An 11,831-nucleotide genomic window follows, 5' to 3' on the forward strand; every position below is an offset into this window, starting at 1 on the left:
TCCCACCATTGGCATTGAACAAAAAGACGCCGCCCTCTGCAGGGTGGCGTCTTTTTATACAGAGAGGGAGAGAGACCATGCGGAGAAGAATCGGGTTGCTGGTACTGATCTGGGCATCGCTGCTCCTGGCGCAGCCGCCCCGCTACGCCTATATAGAGGGCCGAAGCATTCGCGGCGGGGACGGCCAGGAGATCCTGCTGCGCGGCACCAACCTCGGCAACTGGCTCAATCCCGAGGGCTATATGTTCCACTTTAAAAACGTCAATTCCTTCCGGCTCATCGATCAGGTGTTGAAGGAACTGGCCGGCGCCGACGCGGTGAATGCCTTCTGGCTGAGCTTTCGCGACCGTTATGTCACCCGCGCCGATATCCACTATCTCAAGGGGCTGGGCTTCAACCACGTTCGCGTCCCCTTCAACTACAGGTTATTTATAGTCGAGGATCATCCGGAGATCTGGCTGGAGGAGGGATTCCGCCGTCTGGATGACGTGATCGGCTGGTGCGAGGCGGAGGGAATGTATGTCATCCTCGACCTGCACGCCGCTCCGGGCGGGCAGACCGGCGACAACATCGACGACAGCTGGGGCTATCCCTGGCTGCTCACCGATTCGACGGCGCAGCGGACGACCATCCGGTTGTGGCACAAGATCGCGGAGCGCTATGCCGGGCGCGCCACGGTGCTGGGATACGACCTGCTCAATGAACCGATTGCCCACTTTTTCCCCGACAAGGAGATGCTCAACGCCAACCTCGAGCCCCTCTACAAACGTCTGGTTCAGGCCATCCGCGAGGTTGATCCGAATCATATCATCTTCCTCGGCGGCGCGCAATGGGACACCAACTTCGCGGTTTTCGGGCCGCCCTTCGCCGCTAATCTTGCCTACTCCTTCCACAAGTACTGGATGCCGATCGAGCAGAAGGAGATCCAGGCCTATCTGGATTTCCGCGACAAATACCATGTGCCGATCTGGCTGGGGGAATCTGGGGAGAACACCGACGAGTGGATCACCGGTTTCCGGGTGCTGCTGGAGCAGCACAACATCGGCTGGAGTTTCTGGCCGTATAAAAAGATGGACTCGAGCCGGGGCATTGTTTCGTTCGCGCGTCCGGCTGAATGGGAGGCGATTATGGCCTACGCGGAAGGGCCGCGCCGGACTTTTGAGGAGATCCGCAAGGCGCGCCCGGCACCGGAGGTCGTGCAGAGGGCGCTGGCCGGGTTGCTGGAGAACATTCCGTTTGACCGCTGCACCCCGAACCCGGGCTATATCAAGGCGCTACAGCCCCCACCACATCATCGCTGATCACCTGCAGCACCGCCGCCTCCTGCGCGTTGGCCCGCTCCCAGAGATTATCGCCGTAAGGCGGCCGGCTGGCGGTAACGATGATCATCTCCAGCTCGGGCACAATCACAATGAACTGCCCACCATGGCCGATGGCTCGAGAAGGTCAGATAGCTGAAGCGCTCGCCCGGATTGTATTTGAGCGGCGTCGCCAGGGTGGGACCGAGAGCGAGAGCAAGGCTGGGTGGGACCGAGAACTGAGGTGAACCCCGCCTTCTGGTTCCAACCCGGCGCAGGCAGGCAGGTGCGAACCAAATTGGAGGCCAAAAATGAGGATATCCATTCTCAACACCCTACCAGCTTTGCTGCTTTTCGCCTGGGTACCGGCTCTCCTCGCTCAGGAAGCGGCTGATCCCTTCATCTGGCTCGAGGAGGTCGAAGGCCAGCGGGCCCTCGAATGGGTCAAGGCCAAAAACACGGCGACCGTCGCCGAGCTGGAGAAGGAGCCCCAATACCATGCCCTTTACAGCAAGATCCTGGCCGTGCTCAATTCCAATGAGCGGATTGCTTTTCCCTCCCTGATCGGAGAGTATGTCTATAATTTCTGGCAGGATGAGAAAAATCCGCGCGGCCTCTGGCGCCGCACCCTCCTGGCGGATTATTTCAAGCCTGCTCCCGAATGGGAGACTGTGCTCGATCTTGATGCGCTCAGCCAGAAGGAGGGGGAGCAGTGGGCCTTCAAGGGGGCGACCTGGCTCTATCCGGGCTACGATCTGTGCATGGTCAGCCTTTCCCGTGGTGGAAGCGATGCGGTCGAAATCCGTGAATTCGATCTGGTCAAGAAAGCCTTCGTCCCCGGTGGCTTTTTTCTGCCGAAAGCCAAGAGCAGCGTCTCCTGGATCGACCGGAACACCTTGCTGGTTGGTACCGATTTCGGTCCCGGCACTCTTACGACTTCCGGTTATCCCCGGATTGCTAAAATCTGGTACCGCGGCACTTCTCTGAGCGGCGCCCGCACCCTCTTTGCTGGCCAGGAGAGCGATATGGGCGTCTGGGCCGGGGCCGTCAACACGCCGGAACGCCAGTATATCGTGGTCTCCCGAAATATCACCTTTTTTACGTCCAACAGTTTTGTCATGGAGGGTGACAAGCTGATCAAACTCGACCTTCCTGATGATGCCCAATTCAATGGATTTTTCAAAAACCAGATGCTGGTTGAATTGAAATCGGACTGGACAACGGGAACGAATTCCTTCAAGCCGGGCACCCTCATCAGCATAGATTATGACCGGTTTCTGATGGGTGACCGGGCCTTTTCGATCGTTTTCGCGCCGAGTGAGCGCTCAAACCTGGCTGGAATGACCACGACCAGGAATGCTCTGCTCCTGCATAAATTGACCAATGTGGTCAGCGAATTGTTCAGGTACACCTTACAGGATGGCCAGTGGATGGGCGAAAAAGTTGCCGCCCCTGAATATGGCACTATCGGCCTGGCGGCCACCGACGACCTCTCCGACCATTATTTCTTCACATATACCAATTTTCTGGCGCCAACGACCTTGTATTACGTCCCGGCCAACGGCAAAAAGATAGAGAATGTCAAGAGCCTGCCCCACTTTTTCAACAGCTCCGGCCTGCTTGTGGAGCAGTTCGAAGTGGCCTCCAGGGACGGAACCAAAATCCCCTACTTTGTCGTCCGTTCGAAAAAGGCTAAAATGAACGGCGCCAATCCGACCCTGCTCTATGGCTACGGCGGTTTTGAAGCGGCCATGCAGCCCGGCTATTCGCCGGTGCGCGGCGTGGCCTGGCTGGAGAAGGGTGGGGTCTATGTGCTCGCCAACATCCGCGGCGGCGGGGAGTTCGGACCGCAATGGCACCAGGCTGCGCTGAAGGAGAACCGGCAGCGCGCCTATGATGATTTCACGGCGGTTGCCGAGGATCTGATCTGGCGCAAGATCACCTCACCGCGTCACCTCGGCATCGAGGGTGGCAGCAACGGCGGCCTGCTGGTCGGCGTCGCTTTCACCCAGCACCCAGAACTCTACAACGCGGTCCTCTGCTCCGTCCCTCTGCTCGATATGCAGCGTTACAATAAGCTGCTCGCTGGAGCGAGCTGGATGGGCGAGTACGGCAATCCCGATCTGCCGGAGGAGTGGGCCTACATCAGCAAGTACTCTCCATACCAGAATCTCTCGGCCGGCAAGAAATATCCTAGGGTCTTTTTCACTACGACCACGCGCGACGACCGCGTCCATCCCGGCCATGCGCGCAAGATGGCCGCCAAAATGGAGGCGATGGGTTATCCTTTTTATTACTTTGAAAACACCGAAGGCGGACATGGCTCGGGGGTGACCAATGAACAACGGGCACGGATGTTGGCCCTCGAACAGGTCTACTTGCTGAAAATGCTGAAATAACCGGAGCCTTTATGACCTCCATCGTTCTGATCGTCAACGGCAAACGCCATGCCCTCGAGGTCAATCCGGATACCCCGCTGCTGTGGGTGCTGCGCGAGACTCTCGGTTTGACGGGGACCACGTACGGCTGCGGCGCTGCTGGAAAAGAGGCCGGATCCGGCGGACGCTGAGATCAATGAGGCGATGTCGGGCGTACTCCGCCGTTGCGGCGCTTTGTCTGTTCCGGCTGCCCATCTCCAGGACTTCCCTCAAGGGTGCCGGGGAATAGATCCCCATCATTTTTTTGTTGCAGTGAACACAACGCGCGACTCCGGCCGCGCGTTTTTTATAGTACAAACGGAAACAGGATATTAAAATGATCGGATTATGGCTGGGTTTCATCGGTTTCGTGTTGCTGATGCTGGCGCTCGATCTTGGGGTCTTTCATCGCAAGGCCCATGTAGTTCACCTCAAGGAGGCGCTGAGTTGGTCGGGGGTCTGGATCTCGCTGGGACTCTTCTTCGCGGTTTTTATTTATTACGCCTATCAGGGCCACTGGTTCGGCCTGGGAACGCAGCCCGATGCCGTCGACGGCCTGATCAACAGCGGCAGGACCGCGGCGATCAAGTACTTGACCGGTTATGTCGTCGAAAAATCGCTGAGCATCGATAATATCTTTGTCATTGCGATGATCTTTGGCTTTTTCGCCGTGCCCGCCCTCTACCAACACCGCGTGCTGTTCTGGGGCATTCTCGGCGCCCTGATCATGCGCGGGGCCATGATCGGGATCGGTGCAGCGCTCATCGCCCGGTTCCACTGGATCCTCTACCTCTTCGGGGCTTTTCTTATTGTCACCGGGGCCAAGATGTTCTTCATGCATTCCCGGGCCGAGGATCCGAACCGCAATCCGGTTGTGCGGCTGGTGCGGCGCTTTTTTCCCGTCACCGAGCGTTTCCATGGCGAGCACTTTATCGTGCGCGCCGGGAGCGCCGCCTCCCATGAAGGCGAGCTGCCCGGGGATGCCGAGATCGATGATGCGGTGGTTGCCACTGCCAGGAAAGGGGCGATCCTGCTTACCCCGCTGGCCATCGCCCTGATCATTGTCGAGACCACGGATCTCATCTTCGCGGTCGATTCGATCCCGGCCATTTTTGCCATCACCGCCGATCCTTTCCTGGTCTTCACCAGCAATGTATTCGCCATCCTCGGCCTGCGTTCGCTTTATTTCGCCCTGGCGGGCATGCTCGACAGGTTCCGTTATCTCAAGACCGCGCTGGCGGTTGTGCTGATGCTGGTGGGAGTCAAGATGCTGACGGCGTCGTGGCTTAAGCAGCTCTTGGGAGAGCAGTTCAATTTTATCCTCCTCGGCGTGATCCTGCTTATCCTGATCGGCGGGGTGGTACTTTCGCTGCTGGCCAACCGGCGCGATGCGCGCGCTGCAACCTGAACGGATCAGGGCAGGACCTTCGCGACGATGACAGTCAAGTCGTCGTAATGATGGACCTCGCCGTCCGCATCGCCTTACCGGAGACATCCCCGATCACCATACCGAACTACTTATGGTCACTGCCGACCCAGGCATAATCGAAGACCCCCCCAACTTGATTGGTCGGGATGTAGATCCCGGAGATTTCAAAACCCGGCACTTGCGGTGTCTCGTGCGGCATGATGGCCATCTGCATGTCGTGCGCGGCGCGCAGCTCGGCCTCCATGCGGATCAGGCGCAGGCGGCGGCGCAGAGGAATCCGGGCGCCCGAGGGAGACGGCAGGCTTTCATGCCAGCCTCCGTTTGGGATGTATCCTTTAATACGAGATCCTCAACGATTTGTGTCAAAATAAAGTATTCATCCGCCAGGCGCTCCGCCCTGGTGCTTGCCTGCCGCTACCGCCGGTACCCTCAGTTCTCGTGCCCACCCACCGCCAGGCGCTCCGCTCCGCTGCCTGCCTGCCGCTACGGCCCCGTAAAAAAGAATTTGCTTCGCAGGCAAACAATAGATATTTTATGTCAGGGGAAGGAGAGTCCATGAAAAGCATTCGCAAACCAGCCTGGGCGGGGCAGTTCTATCCCGCTCAACCCGATGCCTTACGGGCCTTGATCGATACCCTGCTTGCCGGCGCTCCGCTGCAGGATGTAGGCCGGCGCTTGCTCGGCGTGGTCGTCCCACACGCGGGCTACCTCTATTCCGGCGCCACGGCTGCCGCCGGATACCGCCTGGCCGCCGCCCAGGCCGTTGATACCGCAGTCGTGGTGGCGCCCAGCCACGGCCAATACATCCGCGACGTCGCGCTCTACCCCGGCGAGGCCTATGCCACGCCTCTGGGCGAGATCGAGATCGATGGCGAGCTGACGCAGGAACTGGCTGCCGCTGCACCGGATCATCTCCATCTCTCAGAGGAGGGTCACTCCCTCACCGGCGGCCGCCCCGAGCACAGCCTAGAGGTCCAGCTCCCCTTTTTGCAGTCGGCTCTGCCGGGCAAGTTTAAACTGGTGGCCGCCCTTTTTCACGATTACAGCTGGGAGGTTTGCCGGGCCCTGGGTGAAGCCCTCGCTGCAGTGTATCGCCCGGGGATGCTGATCATCGCCAGCTCGGACCTTTACCATGGCGAATCGTATCTGGCTTGCCGGCGCGCGGATGCTCGAACCCTCGATCTCCTGCAGCAAGGGGATGGCGAGGCTTTTTGCCGCGCCCATGAAACCGGCGCCGCCCAAGCTTGCGGCGCTGGTCCCATCGCCGCGCTCCTGCACACCGGCCGGCGCCTTGGCGCCACCGGAGTGCGGCTGTTGGCGCAGACCAACTCGGAAGAGGTTACCGGCGAGCACAGCGGCTATGTAGTCGGTTATGCCGCCGCTGCCGTAGAGTGGCCGGCCGCATGAAGGTACGATGGCACCGTGCTTCGCAGGCCAGATGTCATGACTGAGCGCCTCGCCCTGATTGGTGCTGGCCGTGCCGGTGCCAGCCTGGCAGCCGCCCTAACGCGGGCCGGATACACCGTAACCGCGGTCTTTGATGCTGATCCGGCATCGGCTGAACGGGCTGCTGCGGTCTGCGGGGCGCAAGCCGGCACGGAGATCCAGGCGCTGGGGGCGGGGGATTGGTCGCTCCTCTTCCTAACCGTCTCCGATGACGCCATTGCTCCTCTGGCGGCGCAGCTGGCAACCCTTTCGCGGTGGCCCGCTGCAGCCCTGGTCTGTCATTGCTCCGGCGCCCTGCCGACGGCGGTCCTTGCGCCCTTGAAGGATTTCGCCGCTCTCGCCTCCATGCATCCACTGCAAAGCTTTTCAGACCGGCCGGAAGCGTGGCGGAGCTGGAGCGGCATCCCCATTACGTTGGAGGGCGAGGCGGGGGCCCTGGAGCGACTCGAAGCCCTCATCAGCCGGCTTAAAAGTTATCCCCTGAGAATCACCGCCGCGCAGAAACCGCTCTATCACGCGGCGGCCACCCTGCTCTCCAGCGGCTTGGTGGCGCTCTGCGATGCGGCCCTGCAGCTGCTGGAGGGCCTCCCTTGGCCCGCAGCGGAGAAACCGGCGATGACGGTGCCGCTGCTGCAGACCACCCTCGCGAATGTGCTCGCTGCCGGCCCGGCCGCTGCGCTCACGGGTCCGGTCTCCCGCGCGGATGCCGGGACGATCGCAGGCCACCTTCGCGCCCTGAACACCCAGGCTCCGGAGCTCCTCGATCTCTACCGCGCCCTCAGTCTCTATCTCGTCCGCCTGGCGGAACAAGCGGGCCGGCTGACGCTGTTACAGAAGGACGAATTGATCCGGTTGCTTACACAAACCCCTGAATGAGGCCATGAATTCAGCACTGAGACTTCGCAGCGATCTCGAAAGGATCGAACAAACCATTCTGGCACCTTATGCCGTCCAGAGCAATCAGGCCGCGGCGACACGGCTGCGGCTCGAGCCCGAGCATCCCTACCGCACCGCGTTTCAACGCGACCGCGACCGCATCATCCATTCGCGGGCCTTCCGCCGCCTCAAGCACAAACGCCAGGTTTTCCTGACCGAATCGGGCGATCATTACCGCACCCGCATCACCCACACCCTCGAGGTGTCGCAGCTGGCGCGCACCATGGCGCGCGGCCTTGGCGTCAACGAAGATCTGGCTGAGGCCATCGCCCTCGGCCACGATCTCGGCCATACTCCCTTCGGCCATATCGGCGAGGTGGTGCTGCACGGCATCATGAGCGGGGAGGATTCCCTCGAGGGCACTCTGGCGCCGCAGGACGCCGGCGGCTATAAGCATAACTACCAGAGCCTGCGGGTGGTCGATATCCTCGAAAAGAAGTATCGCTGGGAAGGCCTCAACCTGACGGCGGCGGTGCGCGAGGGCATTCTTAAACACACCCGGCTGCGCCGCGATGTCCTCCACTTTCCCGATTTCAATTTGCAGGGTCTGTACTACCCGCTCGATCATGCCACGACCATCGAAGGCCAGATCGTCGCGGTTTGCGACGAAATCGCCCAGCGCACCCATGATCTCGAGGACGGGATACGCGCCGGTTTCGTGAGCCTCGACCGGGTGCGCCGGCTGCCGATCATCGGGGAGATCGACCGCCGCGCCGGGCTCGTGCTGACCGATAACTTTATCTATCGCAACATTCTCATCCGCAGCCTCGTCAACTTTCTGGTCACCGATGTGATGGAGGCCACACTGGAGCGTATCGACGATTTCATCCGGCTGACCGGACGCACCGACTATTTCGATACCCTGCTGGTCTGGTTCAGCGAGCGTGTCGATCCCCTCCAGGAGGAACTCGACCGCTTCATCGCCAGCGAAATCATCCAGATCGCCTCGGAGGAGCGCAGCGACAACCACGCCCGGGAGGTCATCCGCACACTATTCAGGAGCTTTTATCTCAATCCCGGCCTGCTGCCCGATTATCGCCTCGCGCCGGTCCTGACCGGTCCGGCCTACTCCGGCGTCGAACTCGACGAATGGCGCGCCGAGGGCGGCGGCTTTCTCGCCCGTTCTATCTCTGAGCGCCAGCTGCAGGCGGACGACCGCTTTCTGCGCGCCATCTGCGACCACATCGCTGGCATGACCGACAATTATGCCGAGCTTGAATACCGGCGCATCGGCGAGGCGCGCCATGACCGTTAGTCTGCAGCTTGATAGAGTCAGTTACCGCTATACCGGCATCGGCGCCTCGGACCGGATGGTCCTGAGCGACATCGACCTTGAAATCGGCGGCAACGGCTGCACGGCACTCGTCGGCCCAAGCGGCTCGGGTAAAACCACCCTGATCCAGCATTTCACCGGACTGCTGCGCCCCTCTTCGGGGAGCGTCCGCGTCGACGGAGAAGAGATCTGGAGCAAGGGCTTCGACCAGACCCGGCTGCGGCAGCGTATCGGCCTGGTCTTCCAGTTTCCCGAGGCGCAGCTGTTTGAGGAGAGCGTTGCCCTGGACATCGCCTTCGGACCGCACAATCTCGGCTGGCCGGAGGCGCGGATCGAGGCTGCTGTGGCGAGGGCGATGCACCAAGTCGACCTCGATCCAGACTGTTTCCGCAACCGCTCACCCTTTCAGCTCAGCGAAGGGGAAAAGCGGCGCGCAGCCATTGCCGGCGTGCTCGCCATGGAGCCCGAAATGATCGTTTTGGATGAGCCGACAGCGGGTCTCGATCCGCGCGGCGTCCGCGGTGTCGAGGCGATGATCGAACGCCTGCTGGAGGCGGGGACCACAGTGGTGGTGGTCACCCACAACATGGATTTCGTCAACAACATCGCCGGCCGCGTGCTGGTGATGATGGCCGGCCGTATTGTCTTCGACGGGCCGCCCGGCCGCCTCTTCGCCGATGCCGCGCTGCTGCAAGCCGCGAGTCTCGAGATGCCACGCTTCCTGCAAGAGAAGGAGAAGAGGGCCGCGACCTGGCCGCCAGCCCTCCGCGCAGCCGGGAGCCTGCGCGCCCTGCGCGCGATTGTTCGAAAAAGAGACAGCCGGATTGATTCCGGACACCTGAAGTGATATCGAAGCCCCCCGAGGCGCTGGCTCCACCCGGAGTGGTGTAAGAAGACCGCGTGCTGCTGCTATAACTTGTTGAGTGAAAAGTAATTATAAAATATATCCTTATGCTCCTGATGTGACTTGGGTCAACCGCTATGGGGAGGTCATGGCAAAGTATTTGCAGGCACTGGGCAGGATTGGGGAGAATTGTGCCGGGAGGTAGCATCATGAAGTATGTGGACGAGCTTCAGCTGGCGGAATTGCACCAGGACGTAGAGCAGCATCTCAGACCCGATCTTTCCTACTTTGAGACCTACTACCCCAAGCTCAGCCGCTGTCCGGAGATTCAGAAGATTTACAGCCTCATCGACAAGATCGCCCGTAGCAATGCTACGGTGCTGATCCAGGGCGAGACGGGTACCGGCAAGGAGCTGATAGCGGGCGCGATCCAGGCGCAGAGCCTGCGCAGCCGCGAGCCCTACGTAACGGTGAACTGCGCCGCCTTGCCGGAGCACTTGCTCGAGAGCGAGCTCTTCGGTCATGAACGCGGGGCCTTTACCGGCGCCGTGTCGAGCCATGCCGGCAAGTTCGAGCAGGCCGACGGCGGCACCCTTTTTCTCGACGAAATCGGCGACATGCATCCCTCGACTCAGGCGAAGATCCTGCGGGTTTTGCAGGAGCAGGCCTTCATCCGGGTGGGGGGAGAGCGTACGATCCACGTCGATGTGCGCATCATCGCCGCCACCAACAAGGATCTCTGGGAGGAGATGGAGTCAGGGCGCTTCCGCACTGATCTCTATTACCGTCTCAATGTCGTGACCATGCACGTGCCGCCCCTGCGCGAGCGGAGCGAGGATATTCTCATCCTCGCCGATTACTTCCGGCGTAAATTCGCAGCCGAGATCAAAAAGTCGGTGGGGGATTTTGACGACGAGACGCGGCTGCTGCTGGCCAACCACTCCTGGCCGGGCAATATCCGCGAGCTGCGTAACCTGGTCGAGCGCGCGGTGCTGGTCGTCAATCCCGCACATATGATCACCGCCAAAGACCTGGCCCTGACCGGCAAGGATTATTTTGCCGCCGGCGGGCGCGACCGCCGGCGCGACGAACGCCGTGGTCCCAGCCTGCACACCCTCAATCTTGAGGAACTGGAAAAGACGGCCATCACCATCGCTCTGCAGCGCAGCAAATGGGTACAGAAGGAGGCTGCGGTTCTGCTGGGCATCTCGCCGCGCGCGTTGAATTACAAGATCGCGCAGCACAAGATCTCGCATGCCAGCTGGCGCAAGAATTCGGAGAAATAATCTGGCCAGCCGCACTGCTGCAGCATAACAATCCTCCGGGCTGTTGAGGCCTGCACCCGCCAACTCTGTATTAAGTGTATTGAAATTATGAAATTAAATCGCTTTATTCTTATCTTCACCTTCCTGATTTCCGGCACCGCAGCCCAGGCCGCTTCGATCGCGCTCGCCTGGTCGAGCAACACGGAACCCGATCTCCTCGGTTATCGCGTGCATTATGGCACCCGCTCCGGCGCCTACAGTGTGTCCCTCGATGTGGGCAATGTCACCAGCTATACGGTGCCGGACCTCCACGCCGACTCCACCTACTACTTCGCTTTGACCGCCCTCGACGTCTGGGGGAACGAGAGCGCCTATTCTGCGGAAGTGGCGGCTGCTCCAGGTGGCGGCGAGACCCCCTCGACGCCCTGGAATTACCGCCTCGAAAGCGCTTGGCCCAATCCGGTGCGCGCCGGGGAGACGGCCTGGCTCCGCTTTGCCCTGCCGGAGGCGCGCGAGCAGGTCACGCTGATGGTGTTCAATGCTCTCGGTCAGAGGGTCCGCACCATCGCCCGTACCGCCGCTGCCGCCGGCTTTCACACCCAGCGCTGGGATAGCCGCGACGATGCCGGTGCCTTGCTCGCTGCAGGCGTTTATTATATCCGTTTTCAGACCGGGATCAAAATTCTGACCACGCCGGTAACCATCATCCGCTGAATTCCGTCTCACGCATCGCTTTCCTGATTGCCGCCCCGGACGCCTCGCTCCGGGGCGTTTCATTTTCGCGCCGCTGATTCCCAGCCTGTAATCCTCACATTCATTCTCGAAATATTCGGATTTCCGGCGGCACCATAAGTCATAGATAACGGAAATAAAAACAACGATCCATTTCCGTCCTCTTTTCTGGCATGCGCTTTGAATAGGTC

The 11,831-nt window shown here is 60.7% G+C and carries 11 protein-coding genes and 1 pseudogene; 10 read left to right on the plus strand and 2 right to left on the minus strand.

All coding sequences use genetic code 11. The features are described from left to right. Positions 1 to 77: 77 nt before the first annotated feature. Positions 78 to 1,301 carry a glycoside hydrolase family 5 protein gene (locus tag PLH32_06180; protein ID HQJ64184.1) on the plus strand — a complete coding sequence of 408 codons (1,224 nt, stop codon included), beginning with the start codon at positions 78 to 80 and terminating at the stop codon, positions 1,299 to 1,301. Here PLH32_06180 and PLH32_06185 read toward each other — a convergent pair. Then, positions 1,267 to 1,410, minus strand: coding sequence for a hypothetical protein (locus PLH32_06185; GenBank protein HQJ64185.1), 144 nt, complete (start codon positions 1,408 to 1,410; stop codon positions 1,267 to 1,269). The genes PLH32_06180 and PLH32_06185 overlap by 35 nt on opposite strands. Before the next feature lie 199 nt (positions 1,411 to 1,609). On the opposite strand from PLH32_06185, the gene PLH32_06190 reads away from it, so the two are divergent. The 3 genes and pseudogenes from PLH32_06190 (at position 1,610) to PLH32_06200 (ending at position 5,123) form a co-directional block, all read left to right on the plus strand. After that, positions 1,610 to 3,697, plus strand: coding sequence for a prolyl oligopeptidase family serine peptidase (locus tag PLH32_06190; protein HQJ64186.1), 2,088 nt, complete (start codon positions 1,610 to 1,612; stop codon positions 3,695 to 3,697). 11 nt (positions 3,698 to 3,708) lie between these two features. Next, a pseudogene (locus PLH32_06195) lies at positions 3,709 to 3,837 on the plus strand ((2Fe-2S)-binding protein). A 215-nt stretch (positions 3,838 to 4,052) separates the two neighbouring features. Continuing rightward, the gene (locus PLH32_06200; GenBank protein HQJ64187.1) at positions 4,053 to 5,123 is read left to right on the plus strand and encodes a TerC family protein; all 1,071 of its coding nucleotides are present in this window, start codon (positions 4,053 to 4,055) and stop codon (positions 5,121 to 5,123) included. A 106-nt stretch (positions 5,124 to 5,229) separates the two neighbouring features. Here PLH32_06200 and PLH32_06205 read toward each other — a convergent pair whose 3' ends face one another. Beyond that, a complete protein-coding gene (locus PLH32_06205; protein HQJ64188.1) occupies positions 5,230 to 5,388 on the minus strand; it encodes a hypothetical protein in 159 nt (52 codons plus the stop codon). Positions 5,389 to 5,699: 311 nt separating this feature from the next. Here PLH32_06205 and amrB point away from each other — a divergent pair, with 311 nt between their 5' ends. From amrB to PLH32_06235, 6 genes are all read left to right on the plus strand, one after another. Beyond that, complete coding sequence (gene amrB / locus PLH32_06210) at positions 5,700 to 6,551, plus strand: AmmeMemoRadiSam system protein B (protein ID HQJ64189.1); 852 nt, start codon at positions 5,700 to 5,702, stop codon at positions 6,549 to 6,551. Positions 6,552 to 6,587: 36 nt separating this feature from the next. Continuing rightward, positions 6,588 to 7,466 carry a DUF2520 domain-containing protein gene (locus tag PLH32_06215; protein ID HQJ64190.1) on the plus strand — a complete coding sequence of 293 codons (879 nt, stop codon included), beginning with the start codon at positions 6,588 to 6,590 and terminating at the stop codon, positions 7,464 to 7,466. Between the two features lie 4 nt (positions 7,467 to 7,470). Continuing rightward, positions 7,471 to 8,781 carry a dNTP triphosphohydrolase gene (dgt, locus tag PLH32_06220; GenBank protein HQJ64191.1) on the plus strand — a complete coding sequence of 437 codons (1,311 nt, stop codon included), beginning with the start codon at positions 7,471 to 7,473 and terminating at the stop codon, positions 8,779 to 8,781. Next, a complete protein-coding gene (locus PLH32_06225) occupies positions 8,771 to 9,646 on the plus strand; it encodes an ATP-binding cassette domain-containing protein (protein ID HQJ64192.1) in 876 nt (291 codons plus the stop codon). Before dgt ends, PLH32_06225 begins: the two co-directional genes overlap by 11 nt. Positions 9,647 to 9,852: 206 nt before the next feature. Continuing rightward, the gene (locus tag PLH32_06230) at positions 9,853 to 10,929 is read left to right on the plus strand and encodes a sigma-54 dependent transcriptional regulator (protein ID HQJ64193.1); all 1,077 of its coding nucleotides are present in this window, start codon (positions 9,853 to 9,855) and stop codon (positions 10,927 to 10,929) included. Positions 10,930 to 11,016: 87 nt separating this feature from the next. Further along, positions 11,017 to 11,622 carry a FlgD immunoglobulin-like domain containing protein gene (locus tag PLH32_06235; GenBank protein HQJ64194.1) on the plus strand — a complete coding sequence of 202 codons (606 nt, stop codon included), beginning with the start codon at positions 11,017 to 11,019 and terminating at the stop codon, positions 11,620 to 11,622. The last annotated feature ends 209 nt before the right edge of the window (positions 11,623 to 11,831 follow it).

The organism is bacterium (genome assembly GCA_035419245.1).
Classification (GTDB): domain Bacteria; phylum Zhuqueibacterota; class Zhuqueibacteria; order Residuimicrobiales; family Residuimicrobiaceae; genus JAKPUX01.

Bases quoted from the DNA above. Each gene is read 5' to 3' on its own strand.
- PLH32_06205 (HQJ64188.1), bottom strand. From the start codon at position 5,388: ATGGAGGCCGAGCTGCGCGCCGCGCACGACATGCAGATGGCCATCATG.
- PLH32_06235 (HQJ64194.1), top strand. From the start codon at position 11,017: ATGAAATTAAATCGCTTTATTCTTATCTTCACCTTCCTGATTTCCGGC.
- PLH32_06230 (HQJ64193.1), top strand. From the start codon at position 9,853: ATGAAGTATGTGGACGAGCTTCAGCTGGCGGAATTGCACCAGGACGTA.
- PLH32_06200 (HQJ64187.1), top strand. From the start codon at position 4,053: ATGATCGGATTATGGCTGGGTTTCATCGGTTTCGTGTTGCTGATGCTG.
- PLH32_06180 (HQJ64184.1), top strand. From the start codon at position 78: ATGCGGAGAAGAATCGGGTTGCTGGTACTGATCTGGGCATCGCTGCTC.
- PLH32_06225 (HQJ64192.1), top strand. From the start codon at position 8,771: ATGACCGTTAGTCTGCAGCTTGATAGAGTCAGTTACCGCTATACCGGC.
- dgt (HQJ64191.1), top strand. From the start codon at position 7,471: ATGAATTCAGCACTGAGACTTCGCAGCGATCTCGAAAGGATCGAACAA.
- amrB (HQJ64189.1), top strand. From the start codon at position 5,700: ATGAAAAGCATTCGCAAACCAGCCTGGGCGGGGCAGTTCTATCCCGCT.
- PLH32_06215 (HQJ64190.1), top strand. From the start codon at position 6,588: ATGACTGAGCGCCTCGCCCTGATTGGTGCTGGCCGTGCCGGTGCCAGC.
- PLH32_06190 (HQJ64186.1), top strand. From the start codon at position 1,610: ATGAGGATATCCATTCTCAACACCCTACCAGCTTTGCTGCTTTTCGCC.